This is a genomic window from Mesorhizobium sp. IMUNJ 23033 (assembly GCF_044778005.1).
GTDB lineage: Bacteria > Pseudomonadota > Alphaproteobacteria > Rhizobiales > Rhizobiaceae > Mesorhizobium > Mesorhizobium amorphae_A.
On record NZ_JBJACT010000002.1, the window covers coordinates 85,182 to 101,560 of the forward strand.

Below are 16,379 nucleotides of genomic sequence, written 5' to 3' on the forward strand. Positions count from 1 at the left end.
TTCATGTTCACACTGCTCGTCGATTTCGCGGACAAGATCTCGGTCTTCAACGTCTTCCGCTACATCACCTTCCGCACCGGCGGGGCGCTGATCACCTCGGCGCTGATCGTCTTCATCTTCGGGCCAACGATCATCAATTCACTGCGCCTTCGGCAGGGCAAGGGCCAGCCGATCCGCGCCGACGGGCCGCAGACGCATTTCAAGAAGGCCGGCACGCCGACAATGGGCGGGTTGATGATCCTTTGCGGCATCATCGGCTCGTCGCTTTTGTGGGCGAACCTCTCCAGCATCTATGTCTGGGTGGTGATGCTGGTAACGCTCGGCTTCGGCTCGATCGGCTTCTACGACGACTATCTGAAGGTGACCAAGCAGTCGCATCTGGGCTTTTCCGGCAAGGCAAGACTGGCGCTCGAATTCGTCATCGCCGGCATCGCCGCCTGGGTGATCATGCATAATGGCCAGGCGCCGTTCTCGTCGTCGCTGACCTTCCCCTTCGCCAAGGAATTCATCATCAATCTCGGCTGGTTCTTCGTGCCGTTCTCCTGCTTCGTCATCGTCGGCGCCGGCAATGCGGTGAACCTGACCGACGGTCTCGACGGACTGGCGATCGTCCCGATCATGATCGCGGCGGCCTCCTTCGGCGTCATTGCCTATCTCTCGGGCAATGCGGTGTTCGCCGAATATCTGCAGATCCACTTCGTCCCCGGCACCGGCGAACTGGCCGTCGTGCTTGGCGCGGTCATTGGCGCCGGCCTCGGCTTCCTGTGGTTCAACGCGCCGCCCGCGGCGATCTTCATGGGCGACACCGGCTCGCTGGCGATGGGCGGCCTGATCGGCACCGTCGCGGTGGCGACCAAGCACGAGATCGTCCTGGTCATCGTCGGCGGTCTGTTCGTGGTGGAGATCCTGTCGGTCATCATCCAGGTCGGTTACTTCAAGATGACCGGCAAGCGGGTGTTCCTGATGGCGCCGATCCACCATCATTTCGAAAAGCTCGGTTGGACCGAAAGCCAGGTGGTGATCCGCTTTTGGATCATCGCGGTGATCCTGGCGCTGGTCGGCCTGTCGACCCTCAAGCTCAGATAGGACGCCGCTTGATCCCCGCCTCATCCTTCGCAGGCAAGCGTGTCTCGCTCTTCGGGCTCGGCGGCTCTGGGATCGCCACCGCGCATGCGCTGATCGCGGGCGGGGCCGACATCCTCGCCTGGGACGACAATCCGGACAGCGTCGCCAAGGCGGCTGCAGTTGGCATTGCGACCGGCGACCTGCGCGGCGCCGACTGGGCCGGGTTCTCGGCCTTCGTGCTGTCGCCCGGCGTGCCGCTGACGCATCCGAAGCCGCACTGGACCGTGGAGCTCGCGCGCGGCTCGGGCGTCGAGGTGATCGGCGACATCGAGCTGTTCTGCCGCGAGCGGATCTTGCGTGCGCCCGAGGCACCTTTCATTGCCATCACCGGCACCAACGGCAAGTCGACGACGACGGCGCTGACGGCGCATATCCTGAAATCGGCCGGACGGGATACGCAGATGGGCGGCAATATCGGCCGCGCCATCATGACGCTCGATCCGCCTCAGGCAGGGCGCCACTATGTTGTGGAATGCTCGTCCTACCAGATCGACCTTGCGCCCTCGATCAATCCGACCGCAGGCATCCTGCTCAATTTGACGCCCGACCATCTCGACCGGCACGGCACCATGCAGCACTACGCTTCGATCAAGGAGCGGCTGGTGGCCGGCAGCGAGACCGCGATCATCGGCGTCGACGATTCCTGGTGCGCCCAGATTGCCGACCGGCTGGATCGGGTGGGCAGGCAGGTCATCCGCATTTCCAAGCGCCTGCCTCTGACCGACGGCTATTTCGCCGACGGCGGCAATCTGATGGAAGCAGCAAATGGCCGCTATAGCCGCGTCGCCTTTCTCGACGGCATCGGCTCGCTGCGCGGCCAGCACAATGCGCAGAATGCGCTTGCCGCGGTCGCCGCCTGCCTGAAGGTCGGGCTTGAGTTGGGCGAGATCCAGGCCGGGCTCGAGAGCTTTCCCGGGCTGGCGCATCGCATGGAACAGGTCGGCCGCAAGGACCATGTTCTGTTCATCAACGATTCCAAGGCGACCAATGCCGACGCGGCCGCACCGGCGCTGTCGAGTTTTTCACGCATCTACTGGATTGCCGGCGGGCTGCCCAAGGAAGGCGGCATCGAGCCGCTGCGCGGTTTCTTTCCGCGCATCGCCAAGGCCTATCTGATCGGCGAAGCGGCGCCGGGCTTTTCAGCGACGCTCGGCGAGGCCGTGCCCTATGAGATCTCGGGCACGCTGGCGGCCGCGGTCGCGCATGCGGCCAATGATGCCGCGAAGGACGATGGCGGTGAGGCCGTGGTGCTTTTGTCGCCGGCCTGCGCCAGTTTCGACCAGTTCAAGAATTTCGAAGTGCGCGGCGAAGCCTTCAGGCAAGCTGCGAGCGCTATAGATGGTGTGAAACCCATCGGAGGGCCACGATAATGCAAAGCCGTCTCGACAAAAGTCCGGTTGCGACCTGGTGGTGGACGATCGATCGCTGGTTCCTGGCGGCATTCCTGTCGCTGATGGGGCTGGGCATCGTGCTGTCTTTCGCGGCGAGCCCGGCGGTGGCCGAACGCATCGGCCTCGACAGCTTCCACTTCGCCACCAGGCAAATCATCTTCACCGTGCCGGCACTTGGCGTGATGCTGGCAGTCTCCTTCCTGGAATCGCGGCAGATCCGGCGCGTGGCGCTGGCGATGCTGTGCATCATGCTCGTGCTGATGGTGGTGGTGCTCTACATCGGCGTCGAGGTGAAGGGAGCCCGGCGCTGGATATCGCTTGTCGGGCTGTCGATCCAGCCGTCGGAATTCCTGAAGCCCGCCTTCGTCATCGTCTGTGCGTGGCTGTTCGCCGAACACAAGCGCCAGCCCGATATTCCCGGCAATCTGTTTGCCATGCTGCTGCTGATCCTGGTCGTCTCGCTTCTGGTCGCCCAGCCTGACCTCGGACAGACCATGCTGGTGACCGGCACCTGGGGCGTCATGTTCTTCATGGCAGGCCTGCCATGGCTGTGGATCATTGCGCTCGGCGTCACCGGCGCCAGCGGCCTGTTTGCCGCCTATACCGTATTTCCGCACGTCGCCGCCCGCATCGACAAATTTTTGACCGGCGAGGGCGATACGTTCCAGGTCGACATGGGGCGCGAGGCGCTGATCAATGGCGGCTGGTTCGGCGTCGGCCCGGGCGAGGGCACGGTCAAACGGGTCATTCCCGACAGCCATGCCGACTTCGTCTTTTCGGTCGCCGGCGAGGAGTTCGGGCTGATCATGTGCTTCTTCATCATGTCGATCTTCGCCTTCATCGTGCTGCGCGGCCTCAACACCGCGATGAAGGAACAGGACGATTTCACGCGCTATGCCGTCGGTGGGCTGGTCACGGTGTTCGGCCTGCAGTCGGTCATCAACATGTGCGTCAACCTGCAGCTCATGCCGGCCAAGGGCATGACGCTGCCGTTCATCTCCTATGGCGGCTCCTCGCAGATCGCCATCGCCATCTCGATGGGCATGGTGCTGGCGCTGACACGCAAGCGGCCGGAAAAGCGCAAGCAGATGGGCTTTGCCTTCTCGCAGCGCGCCATGCCGGCGGAGTGAGATGTCGAGGGGTGTGATCCTTCTGGCGGCTGGCGGCACGGGCGGACATCTGTTCCCGGCCGAGGCGTTGGCGCATGAGCTGAGCGAGCGCGGCTGGGCGGTGCATCTGGCCACCGACCACCGTGTCGAGCGGTTTTCCAGCCATTTTCCAGGCGCCGTCCATCCGATCCAATCGGCGACCCTGGGATCGAAGAATCCCGTCGCGGTCATCGGTGCCTTCTGGAAGATCTGGCGTGGGGTGCGGCAGGCTTCCGGCATCATCGCCCGGTTCAAGCCGGAAGCCGTCGTCGGCTTTGGCGGCTATCCGACGCTGCCGCCGCTCTATGCGGCGACCAGGCGCAAGGTTCCGACGCTGATCCACGAGCAGAACGCGGTGATGGGCCGCGCCAACCGGGCGCTGGCAGCCCGTGTCGACGCCATCGCCGGCGGCTTCCTGCCTGAGGATGAAAGTGCCGCGGGCGCCAAGACGGTGACCACGGGCAACCCGGTCAGGCCGCAAGTGCTGGAGGCGGCAAAGACGCCCTACGCGGCCTCGGCAGAGGACCAGCCGTTCCGGCTGCTGGTGTTCGGCGGCAGCCAGGGCGCGCAGTTCTTCTCCGATGCGGTGCCGGCGGCCATCGCGTTGCTGACGGAGCCTCAGCGCAAACGCCTGGTGATAACCCAGCAGGCGCGCGCGGAGGACGTGGCGCGGGTCAAGTCGGCCTACGCTGCTCTCGGCGTCGACGCGCAGGTCTTGCCCTTCTTCACCGACATGGCGGCGCGGATGGCGGCGGCACATCTGGTGATGTCACGCTCGGGGGCCTCCACGGTCTCGGAAATCGCCGTCATCGGCAGGCCGGCGCTGCTGGTGCCCTATCCGCACGCGCTCGACCACGACCAGGCGGCCAATGCCGCAGCGCTCGCCGCGGCGGGCGGGGCCGAGGTGCATCCTCAATCCACGCTTTCGCCCGAGCGCATCGCGGCATTGATCGGCGGGTTGATGGACGACCCCGACAGGCTGACGGCCATGGCCGCGGCCGCCAGATCGGCCGGAAAACCGGACGCGGCGCGGTTGCTCGCCGATCTGACAGAGGCTATTGCGTCCAGGAAAACCGTTTCGGATTTCAGGAAGGAGACGCACGCATGAAGATGCCGCAGACGATCGGCCTTGTGCATTTCATCGGCATTGGCGGCATCGGCATGAGCGGCATCGCCGAGGTGCTGCATAATCTCGGCTACAGGGTGCAGGGCTCCGATCAGGCAGACAGCGCCAATGTGCAGCGGCTGCGCGACAAGGGCATCGAGTGCTTCGTCGGCCACAGGGAAGAAAACCTCGGCGACGCCGAAGTGGTGGTCGTCTCGACCGCGATCAAGAAATCCAACCCGGAGCTGAAGGCGGCGCGCGAGAAGCTGCTGCCTGTCGTGCGGCGGGCCGAGATGCTGGCCGAACTGATGCGCTTCCGCCAGGCGGTGGCGATCGGCGGCACCCACGGCAAGACGACGACGACCTCGATGGTGGCGACGCTGCTCGAAGCCGGAGGGCTCGACCCGACAGTGATCAATGGCGGCATCATCAACGCGTACGGTACCAACGCCCGCATGGGTGACGGCGAATGGATGGTGGTCGAGGCCGACGAGAGCGACGGCACCTTCCTGAAGCTGCCGGCCGAGATTGCCGTCGTCACCAATATCGATCCCGAACATCTCGACCACTATGGCAGTTTCGACAAGGTGCGCGAGGCGTTTCGCCAGTTCGTCGAGAACGTGCCGTTCTACGGCTTCGGCGTGATGTGCACCGACCATCCGGAAGTGCAGGCGCTGGTCGGCAGCATCGAGGACCGGCGCGTCATCACCTATGGCGAGAACGCACAGGCCGACGTTCGCTTCACCAACCACCGCATGGCCGGCGCCATATCGGAGTTCGACGTGGTGATCCGCGACCGCAAAGGCCGCGGCCAGATGACGATATCAGGCCTGCGCCTGCCAATGCCCGGCCGTCACAATGTTTCCAACGCGACGGCGGCGATCGCGGTCGCGCATGAGCTCGGCCTGTCGGCCGAGGCGATCAAGAAGGGCCTGTCGTCCTTCGCCGGCGTCAAGCGGCGCTTCACCCATACCGGCTCGTGGAATGGCGTCGACATATTCGACGACTACGGCCACCACCCGGTCGAGATCACCGCGGTGCTGAAGGCCGCACGCAGCGCCACCGCTGGCCGCGTCATCGCCATTGCGCAGCCACATCGCTTCACCAGGCTGCACGATCTGTTCAACGAATTCTCGGTCTGCTTCAACGATGCCGATACGGTCATGGTGGCGCCCGTCTATGCGGCGGGCGAGGAGCCGATCGACGGCGTGACGTCGGACGCGCTGGTGTCGCGCATTCGCGCCGGCGGCCATCGCGACGCGCGCTACATCGAGGGCCCTGCCGCGATTGCGCCTATCATCCGCGATCTGGCCAAGCCGGGCGACTTCGTCGTCTTCCTCGGCGCCGGCAATATCACCCAATGGGCCTATACGTTGCCCAAGGAACTTGGCGGGACAATCTCATGATGCGCGGCCAGGCGTTGATCGACAAGCTTGGCGACCGGCTTGCCCGCCTGCGCGGCCGCATCACGCCCAATGCCGAAATGGACAAGATCACCTGGTTCCGCGCCGGCGGGCTTGCTGAAGCCCTGTTCCAGCCGGCCGACGAGGAGGATCTCGCTGAATTCCTGCGGGCGGTTCCCGAAGACGTACCGCTGATGGTGGTCGGCGTCGGTTCGAACCTCCTGGTGCGCGACGGCGGCATTGCCGGCATCGTCGTCCGTCTTTCGGCGAAAGGCTTCGGCGAGGCTGAAGTCATCGGGCCAACGTCTATCAAGGCGGGTGCGGCGACGCCGGACAAGCGGGTCGCGGCCGTCGCCTACGAGGCGGGCATTGGCGGCTTTCATTTCTACCACGGCATTCCCGGCGCCGTAGGCGGCGCGCTCAGGATGAACGCAGGCGCCAATGGCGTCGAGACACGCGAGCGCGTCGTCGAGGTGCGGGCGCTCGACCGCAAGGGCAATGTCCATACGCTGAGCAATGCCGATATGGGTTATGCCTACCGCCATTCGTCGGCGCCTTCGGGGCTGATCTTCACTTCGGCGACTTTCGAAGGAACCTTGCAGGACCAGGCTGAGATCAAGGCAGCGATGGATGCCGTGCAGAACCATCGCGAGACGGTGCAGCCGATCCGCGAGAAGACCGGCGGCTCGACCTTCAAGAATCCGGAGGGCACTTCGGCCTGGAAGGAGATCGACAAGGCCGGCTGCCGCGGGCTGATGATCGGCGGCGCGCAGATGTCGCCGATGCACTGCAACTTCATGATCAACACGGGAACCGCGACCGGCTATGACCTCGAATATCTCGGCGAGACGGTGCGGGCACGGGTGCTTGAACATTCGGGCATCCGGCTGCAATGGGAAATCAAGCGCCTCGGCGATTTCCGGCAGGGCCATGCCGTGCAGGAATTTCTCGGGCAGCTGCTTTAAGGCGTATTAGCGCGCGCTGAAGTTCATGTGATGCATTAACTTCATGCGGCCCGAAATACCCGCGCGACCGTTGCTCCAAAGACTCACAACACAGTTTTCGTAGCTGTTTTCGCGGAAAGTGAATCTGTCGGATTCATAAGCACTTGCCAGCGAATCAACTCTCTGATTCTCTGCCCTAAAGCGTTTCCTGATTTGAGTCGTTCGACGCGTCACCCGCGTTTTCCGTCTGGGGGGCAACCTGCCGGGAGACTCGGACTCAATGTTGCGGAAACATTGGTTGCGGACCCGCCGTGAGAGGGGATGACGGGAAATGAAAAGTAAGCATGTGGCCGTCCTCCTGGGTGGATTCTCGTCGGAGCGGCCCGTGTCTCTGTCCTCGGGGAAAGCGTGTGCCGATGCGCTTGAGAAGGAAGGTTACCAGGTCACCCGCGTCGATGTCGCGCGCGATGTCGGCGCCGTGCTTGCTGAGCTCAAGCCTGACGTCGTCTTCAACGCGCTGCATGGTCCATTCGGCGAGGATGGTACCATCCAGGGCATCCTCGAATATCTGGCCATTCCCTACACCCATTCCGGCGTGCTCGCCTCGGCGCTTGCCATGAACAAGGAGCTGGCCAAGAAGGTCGCCAAGGCGGTCGGCGTTCCGGTGGCGGAATCGAAGGTGACCAGCCGCTTCGCCATCCAGAACAAGCATCCGATGAAGCCGCCCTATGTGGTCAAGCCGGTCAATGAAGGATCGAGCTTCGGCGTCGTCATCGTGCATGAGGGGCAGTCGCATCCGCCGCAGGTCATCGGCTCGTCGGAATGGAAATACGGCGATACCGTCATGGTCGAGCGCTATGTGCATGGGCGCGAGCTGACCTGCGCGGTGATGGGTGACGTGGCGCTCGGCGTCTGCGAGATCATCCCGACCGGCCATTCCTTCTACGACTATGATTCAAAATACGTCGCGGGCGGATCAAAACACGAAACCCCTGCTAAAATTTCACCGAATATTTACCAAAAAATACAGACACTGGCGCTCAAGGCTCACCAAGCTATCGGTTGCCGGGGCGTCTCCCGGTCGGACTTCCGTTACGACGACCGTCACTCCGAGAACGGCGAGGTTGTCTGGCTCGAGGTCAACACCCAGCCGGGCATGACGCCGACGTCTCTGGTGCCCGAAATCGCCGCGCATGCGGGACATTCGTTCGGCGATTTGTTGAGTTGGATGGTGGAGGACGCTTCGTGTCTGCGTTGAAATGGGGCCAGGGCAAGGGGACGGGCGCGGCTGGGCCGACGCTGTTCGGCGTGCCGCTGTCTTTCGACCATTTCGTGCTGCCGCGGCTGCTTCGCCGGCCGGTGCGCGTACTTGCGCGCCTGGGCGAGGGTGAGTTCACCGCGCCGCCTTTCTCCGCCGCCATCCTGTCGGCGGTCCTCATCGGATCGGGTAGCGCCTATGGCTCCTATCTTGGCGGCTACACAGACAGCATCGTCCAGGGCATCACTGCCCGCACGGGCTTCGCCGTCGACCAGATCAAGGTGGTCGGTAATCGCGAAACCTCCGAGATCGACATACTGGACCGGCTTCAGCTCGACGGCTGGACCTCGCTGATCGGCTTCGACGCCGAAGCCGCGCGCGAGCGGATCGCGACACTGCCCTGGGTCGAGGTCGCCGCGGTACGCAAGGTCTATCCGCATACGCTGGAAGTGCGTGTCGAGGAGCGTGAGCCTTTCGCGCTCTGGCAGCAGGGCAATACGCTTTCGGTGATCGAGCGGTCCGGCGAGGTGATCGCGCCGTTCTCTGGTGGCAAGCAGGCCTTGCTGCCGCTGATCATCGGCACCGGCGCGCCGGCTAAGGCCCCGGATTTTCTCGCCAAGATCAAGAAATATCCGGAGCTGGCGGCGCGGGTCAAAGGCTATATCCGCATTGGCGAACGGCGCTGGGACCTGAAGCTCGAGAACGGCATCACGATCAAGCTGCCGGAGGATGGTGAGGATCAGGCGATCGCCGACCTGGTCAGGATGGATCATGACAACGGGCTTTTGACGCGCGACATCGCCGCCGTCGACATGCGCTTGTCCGACCGCCTGGTCGTGCAGTTGACGCCGGAAGCGGCGACGCAGCGCGAGGCGGCGCTGAACGAAAAGCCGCAGAAGCTGAAGCGCAAGCCGGAGACGAAGATATGAGCTGGCTTGGCGGCAACGGTGATGCCTCCTCGCGCCGCTCCGGCACATTGACGGTGCTGGATGTCGGTTCGAGCAAGGTTTGCTGCGTGGTGGCCAAGCTGAAGCCGCGCGACGACGGCAAGCTGTTGCGCGGACGCTCGCATCGCATCCAGGTGATCGGCATCGGCCACCAGAAATCGCAAGGCGTGAAGTCGGGCGTCGTCGTCGATCTCGATCGCGCCGAGCACGCCATCCGCCTCGCCGTCGACGCCGCCGAGCGCATGGCGGGGCTGACGGTGGATTCGCTGATCGTCAACATGACGGCCGGCCGGCTAAAGAGCGAAGCCTACTCGGCCACCATCAACCTTGGCGGCCACCAGGCCGACGAGGCCGACATCAAGCGGGTGCTGGCCGCCGGCGCCAAGCAGGCGCTCAAGGCCGAGCGCGAGGTGATCCATTCGCTTCCCGTCGGCTTCTCGCTGGATTCCGAGCGCGGCGTGCGCGATCCGCGCGGCATGGTCGGTGAATCGCTCGGCGTCGACATGCATGTGCTGACCGGCGATGCGGCGCCGCTGCGCAATCTGGAGCTCTGTATCAACCGCTCGCATCTGTCGGTCGAGCGCATGGTGGCGACGCCCTATGCCAGCGGGCTTGCCGCCTTGGTCGACGACGAGCTCGAAATGGGCGCGGCCTGCATCGACATGGGGGGCGGCACGACGACAATCTCGGTGTTCTCGGAAGGCAAGTTCGTCCATGGCGACGCCATCGCCATCGGCGGCAACCATGTGACGCTGGATATGGCCAAGGGCCTGTCGACCTCGCTCGACGCGGCCGAGCGGCTCAAGGTGATGCATGGCTCGGCGTTGCCCGGCAGCGCCGACGACCGCGACCTGGTTTCGATCCAGCCGATCGGCGAAGAGGGCGAGATACCGCTGCAGGTGCCGCGCTCGATGATGACGCGCATCATCCGCGCCCGCATCGACGAAACGCTCGAGCTTTTGCGCGACCGGCTGAACAAGTCCGGCTACGGCAACGCCGTCGGCAAGCGTGTCGTGCTCACCGGCGGCGCCAGCCAGCTTTCCGGCCTGCCGGAAGCGGCGCGCCGCATTCTCGGGCGCAATGTGCGCATCGGCCGCCCGCTCGGTGTGGCGGGCCTGCCGGAAGCGGCCAAGGGGCCGGCATTCTCGACCCCGGTCGGGCTGCTGATCTATCCGCAGATGGCGAGCTTCGAGAGCCATCCGGCGAAAGGAATTTCCGGTCTCAGGATGACCGGAACGGGCGGAAAACTGCATCGCATGAGTCAGTGGTTGAGAGACAGTTTCTAAATTGACGGGGACAGCCCCATAGGCGGCCGCAGCGGCGAAGCGGCGGGAAAGGCAAAGGACGGAGACAATGACGATCAATCTGCAAAAGCCGGACATCACCGAGCTGAAGCCACGCATCACCGTGTTCGGTGTCGGCGGCGGCGGCGGCAATGCCGTCAACAACATGATCACCGCCGGCTTGCGCGGTGTCGAATTCGTGGTGGCCAACACGGACGCCCAGGCACTGACCATGTCGAAGGCTGAGCGGCTGATCCAGCTCGGCGCGCATGTCACCGAGGGGCTCGGTGCCGGATCGCAGCCGGAAGTCGGGCGCGCGGCGGCTGAGGAATGCATCGACGAGATCATCGATCATCTCTCCAACACCCATATGTGCTTCGTCACCGCCGGCATGGGCGGCGGCACCGGCACGGGTGCTGCGCCGGTGGTGGCGCGGGCCGCGCGTGAGAAGGGGATCCTCACCGTCGGCGTCGTCACCAAGCCGTTCCATTTCGAAGGCCAGCGCCGCATGAAGACGGCCGACCTGGGCATCGAGGAACTGCAGAAATGCGTCGATACGCTGATCGTCATCCCCAACCAGAACCTGTTCCGGCTGGCCAATGACAAGACCACCTTCGCCGATGCGTTCGCCATGGCCGACCAGGTGCTCTACTCCGGCGTCGCCTGCATCACCGACCTGATGGTCAAGGAAGGCCTGATCAATCTCGACTTCGCCGACGTCCGTTCGGTGATGCGCGAGATGGGCAAGGCAATGATGGGCACGGGCGAAGCTTCGGGCGAGGGGCGCGCCATGGCCGCCGCCGAGGCGGCGATCGCCAACCCGCTGCTCGACGAGACCTCGATGAAGGGCGCCAAGGGCCTGCTGATCTCGATCACCGGCGGCCGCGACCTGACGCTGTTCGAGGTCGACGAGGCCGCGACCCGCATCCGCGAAGAGGTCGACCAGGACGCCAACATCATCCTGGGCGCCACGTTCGACGAAGAGCTCGAAGGCGTGATCCGCGTCTCTGTGGTCGCCACCGGCATCGACAAGTCGGCGGCCGAAATCGCCGCGGCTCCGATCTCGATCCGCGCCGCGCCGCAAAAGCCGGTCAGCCGCCCGGCAGCCGCGATCGCGGAAAGCCGTCCGGCACCTGTCCAGCAGGCGGCCTACGAGCCGCGCGCAGTGGATCCGGTTGCCGAGGCCATCCAGCTTGCCGAGGCCAATGCGGCCGCCATGGCGCAGCCGCGTCCGGCTGCCCATGCGGAAGAGTTCCGCCCGCAGAGCAAGATCTTCCAGGCGCCGCCTGCCCAGCCGCAGCCGGTGGTTCAGCAGCAGGTCGTGCAGCCCGCACCGCTGCGGGAAATGCCGCAGCCGGTCGCCGCCGCACCGCAGCGCATGCCGCGCGTCGAGGACTTTCCGCCGGTGGTGAAGGCGGAAGTGGAAGCCAAGAGCCGCCCGGCCGACCACCATGAGAACGGCGGACCGATGGGTCTGCTCAAGCGTCTGACCAACGGGCTGACGCGTCGTGAGGAAGAGCCTGCACGGTTGCAGCCGGCGCAGCCGCGCGAACCCAAACTGCGCCAGGCGGCACCGGAAGTGCGCCGTCTTGCCAGCCAGGATCCGCAGCTCTACGCGCCGCGTCGCGGGCAGCTGGACGATCAGGGCCGGCTGACGCCGCAGAGCCGGGCTGTGCAGGAAGACGACCAGCTGGAGATTCCCGCTTTCCTGCGCCGCCAGGCCAACTGACCTGTTAACGGTCCGTAACAATTGTTAACAGGCAGACAAGCGATTGTTTGCCTGTTAACGCAAAAAGAAGTTGTAAAACAGAGTGTTACGAGAGGTGTCTCGCTCCAGGTCGCGGTTACAGCAGGAAAGAAACCGTGATTTGGAGTCTCCCAGCCGGACCACTATCTTCGCCCGGATTACCTTCGGTTTGCCGGGATTCGGGGAGTTGGCCCTGCCTGCCGATCAATTCAAGAGCCGCGCGCCCTCAGGGCTGAAGAAGCGGACTATGGCAGTTTGGGCTTATGGGGTTTGTCTTGCAAGACTATCAGACGACACTTAAATCGCGTGCAACGCTGACGGGTACCGGCGTTCACAGCGGCAAGCCCGTTACCGTTCATTTCCTGCCCGCGGACGCCGACACCGGCATCCTCTTCCAGCTTACAAATGGCGGCGACAGCCGCGAGTTCCGCGCCCTTGTCTCCGAAGTCGGCGCGACCGATCTCTGCACCATGCTGGGTGACCCGGCGGGCGAGCATCACATCGGCACCGTCGAGCACCTGATGGCCACGGTCTTCGGCCTTGGCCTCGACAATCTCATCATCGAGATCGACGGCCCCGAAGTCCCGATCCTGGACGGCAGCGCGATCGCGTTCGTGGAAGCCTTCGACCAGGCCGGCGTCGAGACGCTGCCGGTCAAGCGCCGCTACATAAGGGTGGTCAAGCCGGTTCGCATCGAGAACGGGGCGTCCTGGGCGGAATTCCGGCCCTATGACGGCACCCGCTTCGAGATCGAGATCGATTTCGAAAGCCCGGCGATTGGCCGCCAGCTGTTCGCGTCCGACATCAATGCCGACATTTTCCGCCGCGACATCGCGCGCGCCCGCACCTTCGGTTTCATGAAGGATGTCGAGCGGCTGTGGGCGGCCGGCTACGCGCTCGGCTCGTCGCTGGAGAACTCGCTGGTGATCGGCGACGACAACCGCGTCATCAACATGGGCGGCTTGCGCTATCCCAATGAGTTCGCGCGCCACAAGACGCTGGACGCAATGGGCGACCTGGCGCTGGCCGGCGCCCGCTTCATCGGCTGCTTCCGCTCCTATCGCGGCGGCCACAGGATGAATGCGGCGGCGTTGCGGCGGCTTTTGTCCGACCGTTCGGCGTTCGAGATCGTCGAGACGACACGCCGCGAACGCGGTCGGAGCGCTGAGATGAGCGCCGTCAGCGCGCCCGTCTATGCGCCCTGGATGATCTGATTCTTAACGATTTTCTGGCTTGCTGGCGGCCGGCCTGTGTTGCATGGATGCATCACGGGTTGGTGAAATCATACGATCACGGGGCTACCGCCAAACCGCCACAAAAATGTGCGATTGGCCGGAGATAGCGTTGCCGGGCAAGGCGGTTATGGTTTATGGCTGCTGCCCCAGACCCGAAATGACGACTGAAATGACGCCGAAAGGGCGGAATCCAATCATGTTCTTCAAGCGAGTTGGTCAATCGAAAGCGCCGCATAGGGCTGTTTTCCTGGCGCTTTCGGTGGTTGTCCCATCGCTCTTCCTGTCGGCCTGCATGTCGTCCGAGAAAGATGTCGACCTGTCGACCTATGTCGACCAGACCGAACCGGCCGACGTTCTGTACAATCAGGGCCTGGCCAATCTGAACGCCGGCCGTCTGGACGAGGCGAGCAAGAAGTTCGACGCCGTCGACCGCCAGCATCCCTATTCGGAATTCGCCCGCAAATCGATGGTGATGGGCGCCTTTGCCGATTACCGCGCAGGCCATTATGACGAGGCGATCGGCTCGGCCAAGCGCTATCTGACGCTTTATCCGTCGACCGACGATGCGGCTTACGCGCAGTACATCATCGGCCTGAGCTACTACCGGCAGATCAAGGACGTCACCCAGGATCAGAAGGAAGCGCGCCAGACCGTGCAGACCATGCAGGATCTGGTGACGCGCTGGCCGACGTCCGAATATATCGACGACGCCAAGGAGAAGATCCGCTTCGCCACCGACCAGCTGGCCGGCAAGGAGATGCAGATCGGCCGCTACTATCTCGAGCGCCGCGAATACATCGCCGCCGTCAAGCGGTTCCGCAATGTGGTCGAGAACTATTCCAACACCCGCCATGTCGAGGAAGCGTTGGCCCGTCTGACCGAGAGCTACTATGCGATGGGGCTGACGTCGGAAGCGCAGACCGCGGCGGCAGTGCTAGGCACCAACTATCCCGACAGCCAGTGGTACAAGGATTCCTACAAGCTCCTGCAGAGCAACGGGCTTCAGCCGCGTGAGAATGCCGGGTCGTGGATCTCCAAGGCCGGGAAGCTGATCACCGGCGCCTGATGCTTTCCAGGCTGTCGATCCGCGATATCGTTCTGATCGAGAAGCTGGACATCGACTTCTTGCCCGGCCTCTCCGTGCTGACGGGCGAAACCGGCGCCGGAAAATCCATCCTGCTTGACGCGTTGTCGCTGGCGCTCGGCGCCCGCGGCGACGCTTCGCTGGTCCGCCACGGCGCGGCACAGGGCCAGGTCATCGCGGTGTTCGACGTGCCGCGCAATCATCCGGCCCGGGCGCTGCTCGCCGAAAACGCCATCGAGGACGACGGCGACATCATCCTGCGCCGGGTGCAGACGGCCGATGGCCGTACGCGCGTCTTCGTCAATGACCAGCCGTCCAGCGTCACCCTGATGCGCGACATCGGCCATGCGCTGGTCGAGATCCACGGCCAGCATGACGAGCGGGCGCTGGTCGATCCGGGCGCGCATCGCGACTTGCTGGACAGTTTCGGCGGCCATCTCGGCGCTGCCCGCGCGACAGGCGAGGCGTGGCGGTACTGGCGAAGCTGCGAGCAGGACTTTGCCAAACACCGCGCCAAGGTCGAGGCGGCGGCACGCGAAGCAGACTATCTGCGCGCCTCGGTAGCGGAGCTGGCGAAGCTCGATCCCCAACCCGGCGAAGAGACGCAGCTCGCGGAGCTGCGCGCCACGATGATGCGGGCGGAGAAGATCGCCTCGGAAATCCATGATGCGCAGGACGTGCTGTCGGGGCCATCCTCGCCCTTGCCCCAACTGGCGAGCCTTTTGCGGCGGCTGCAGCGCAAGGTTACGGAAGCGCCCGGTCTGCTCGACGATGTGGTCAATTCGCTCGACGAGGCAATGCTGTCGCTTGACGCAGCGCAGTCGGGTGTCGAGGCAGCACTGCGCGCCACTGAGTATGACCCGCAGCGGCTGGAGAAGGCGGAAGAGCGGCTGTTTGCGCTGCGCGCCGCCTCGCGCAAGCACAGCGTGGCGGTCGACGATCTGGCGCAATTGCGCGACACGATGGCCGCCGACCTCGCCGATCTCGATGCCGGTGAAGAGCGCCTGCACGGACTGGAGAAGCAGGCCGCCGCCGCACGAGAGGCCTACGATATTTCCGCCGCACAGCTGTCGTCGCTTCGCCGTGCTGCGGCGATAGGGCTCACCAGAGCCGTGATGGCTGAATTGCCGGCGCTGAAGCTCGAACGGGCCGAGTTCATCGTTTCGATGACCAGCGACGCCGAAAGCCGGATGGAAGAGGGCATCGACCAGGTCGAGTTCTGGGTGCGCACCAATCCCGGCACGAGGTCGGGGCCGATGATGAAGGTTGCTTCCGGCGGCGAGCTTTCGCGTTTCCTGCTGGCACTGAAAGTGGCGCTGGCCGACCGCGGCTCGGCGCCGACGCTGGTCTTCGACGAGATCGATACCGGGGTCGGCGGCGCCGTGGCGGACGCCATCGGCCAGCGGCTGGCGCGGCTGTCGACGCGCGTTCAGGTGCTTTCCGTGACCCATGCGCCGCAAGTGGCGGCGCGCGCGGGGACGCATTTCCTGATCTCCAAATCCGGCGGCACCGACAAGGTTGCCACGGGGATCGCCGAGATGGACCGGGCGGCGCGCCAGGAGGAGATCGCACGCATGCTGGCCGGCGCCACCATCACCGACGAGGCCCGCGCCGCGGCCGAGCGGCTGCTGCGCGAGAATACGGCCGCGGCTTAGCTGCACGCTGTCCGACGCCGAAAGCACTGTCTTTCGGACAGAGTCAGGATATGG

General features: G+C 64.5%; 13 protein-coding genes. All 13 read left to right on the plus strand.

The window, feature by feature from the left end:
* Positions 1-3: 3 nt before the first annotated feature.
* The 13 genes from mraY to recN all read left to right on the plus strand — a co-directional run bounded on the left by mraY (position 4) and on the right by recN (position 16,325).
* Positions 4-1,086, plus strand: coding sequence for a phospho-N-acetylmuramoyl-pentapeptide-transferase (mraY, locus tag ACFX5Q_RS03720; RefSeq protein WP_404275466.1), 1,083 nt, complete (start codon positions 4-6; stop codon positions 1,084-1,086).
* A gap of 8 nt (positions 1,087-1,094) precedes the next feature.
* Complete coding sequence (gene murD / locus ACFX5Q_RS03725; protein WP_404275468.1) at positions 1,095-2,495, plus strand: UDP-N-acetylmuramoyl-L-alanine--D-glutamate ligase; 1,401 nt, start codon at positions 1,095-1,097, stop codon at positions 2,493-2,495.
* Positions 2,495-3,646 (plus strand): putative lipid II flippase FtsW, encoded by a 1,152-nt coding sequence (gene ftsW / locus ACFX5Q_RS03730; protein WP_404275470.1) that lies wholly within the window; start codon positions 2,495-2,497, stop codon positions 3,644-3,646. Before murD ends, ftsW begins: the two co-directional genes overlap by 1 nt.
* A 1-nt stretch (position 3,647) precedes the next feature.
* On the plus strand, positions 3,648-4,772 hold the full coding sequence (murG, locus tag ACFX5Q_RS03735) for an undecaprenyldiphospho-muramoylpentapeptide beta-N-acetylglucosaminyltransferase (RefSeq protein ID WP_404275472.1): 1,125 nt from the start codon (positions 3,648-3,650) through the stop codon (positions 4,770-4,772).
* Positions 4,769-6,175: a UDP-N-acetylmuramate--L-alanine ligase gene (gene murC / locus ACFX5Q_RS03740; protein ID WP_404275474.1), complete on the plus strand. Its 1,407-nt coding sequence runs from the start codon at positions 4,769-4,771 to the stop codon at positions 6,173-6,175. Before murG ends, murC begins: the two co-directional genes overlap by 4 nt.
* Positions 6,172-7,137: a UDP-N-acetylmuramate dehydrogenase gene (gene murB, locus ACFX5Q_RS03745; RefSeq protein WP_404275476.1), complete on the plus strand. Its 966-nt coding sequence runs from the start codon at positions 6,172-6,174 to the stop codon at positions 7,135-7,137. Before murC ends, murB begins: the two co-directional genes overlap by 4 nt.
* A gap of 310 nt (positions 7,138-7,447) precedes the next feature.
* Entirely contained in the window at positions 7,448-8,374 is a 927-nt protein-coding gene (locus tag ACFX5Q_RS03750) for a D-alanine--D-alanine ligase (RefSeq protein ID WP_192180849.1), read from the plus strand.
* Entirely contained in the window at positions 8,362-9,303 is a 942-nt protein-coding gene (locus tag ACFX5Q_RS03755; RefSeq protein ID WP_404275479.1) for a cell division protein FtsQ/DivIB, read from the plus strand. Before ACFX5Q_RS03750 ends, ACFX5Q_RS03755 begins: the two co-directional genes overlap by 13 nt.
* Positions 9,300-10,607, plus strand: a complete 1,308-nt coding sequence (ftsA, locus tag ACFX5Q_RS03760) for a cell division protein FtsA (RefSeq protein WP_404275481.1) — start codon at positions 9,300-9,302, stop codon at positions 10,605-10,607. The genes ACFX5Q_RS03755 and ftsA overlap by 4 nt, the downstream gene beginning before the upstream one ends.
* Before the next feature lie 67 nt (positions 10,608-10,674).
* Positions 10,675-12,333, plus strand: a complete 1,659-nt coding sequence (gene ftsZ / locus ACFX5Q_RS03765; RefSeq protein WP_404275483.1) for a cell division protein FtsZ — start codon at positions 10,675-10,677, stop codon at positions 12,331-12,333.
* Between the two features lie 281 nt (positions 12,334-12,614).
* Positions 12,615-13,565 (plus strand): UDP-3-O-acyl-N-acetylglucosamine deacetylase, encoded by a 951-nt coding sequence (gene lpxC / locus ACFX5Q_RS03770; RefSeq protein WP_404275486.1) that lies wholly within the window; start codon positions 12,615-12,617, stop codon positions 13,563-13,565.
* A 217-nt stretch (positions 13,566-13,782) separates the two neighbouring features.
* Complete coding sequence (locus tag ACFX5Q_RS03775) at positions 13,783-14,652, plus strand: outer membrane protein assembly factor BamD (protein WP_404275487.1); 870 nt, start codon at positions 13,783-13,785, stop codon at positions 14,650-14,652.
* Positions 14,652-16,325, plus strand: coding sequence for a DNA repair protein RecN (gene recN, locus ACFX5Q_RS03780; protein WP_404275489.1), 1,674 nt, complete (start codon positions 14,652-14,654; stop codon positions 16,323-16,325). The genes ACFX5Q_RS03775 and recN overlap by 1 nt, the downstream gene beginning before the upstream one ends.
* Positions 16,326-16,379 lie beyond the last annotated feature (54 nt).

Coding starts and splice junctions, on each gene's coding strand:
- lpxC (WP_404275486.1), top strand. CDS start 12,615: ATGGGGTTTGTCTTGCAAGACTATCAGACGACACTTAAATCGCGTGCA.
- ftsA (WP_404275481.1), top strand. CDS start 9,300: ATGAGCTGGCTTGGCGGCAACGGTGATGCCTCCTCGCGCCGCTCCGGC.
- ftsW (WP_404275470.1), top strand. CDS start 2,495: ATGCAAAGCCGTCTCGACAAAAGTCCGGTTGCGACCTGGTGGTGGACG.
- mraY (WP_404275466.1), top strand. CDS start 4: ATGTTCACACTGCTCGTCGATTTCGCGGACAAGATCTCGGTCTTCAAC.
- murC (WP_404275474.1), top strand. CDS start 4,769: ATGAAGATGCCGCAGACGATCGGCCTTGTGCATTTCATCGGCATTGGC.
- murG (WP_404275472.1), top strand. CDS start 3,648: ATGTCGAGGGGTGTGATCCTTCTGGCGGCTGGCGGCACGGGCGGACAT.
- murB (WP_404275476.1), top strand. CDS start 6,172: ATGATGCGCGGCCAGGCGTTGATCGACAAGCTTGGCGACCGGCTTGCC.
- ACFX5Q_RS03750 (WP_192180849.1), top strand. CDS start 7,448: ATGAAAAGTAAGCATGTGGCCGTCCTCCTGGGTGGATTCTCGTCGGAG.
- ftsZ (WP_404275483.1), top strand. CDS start 10,675: ATGACGATCAATCTGCAAAAGCCGGACATCACCGAGCTGAAGCCACGC.
- ACFX5Q_RS03775 (WP_404275487.1), top strand. CDS start 13,783: ATGTTCTTCAAGCGAGTTGGTCAATCGAAAGCGCCGCATAGGGCTGTT.
- recN (WP_404275489.1), top strand. CDS start 14,652: ATGCTTTCCAGGCTGTCGATCCGCGATATCGTTCTGATCGAGAAGCTG.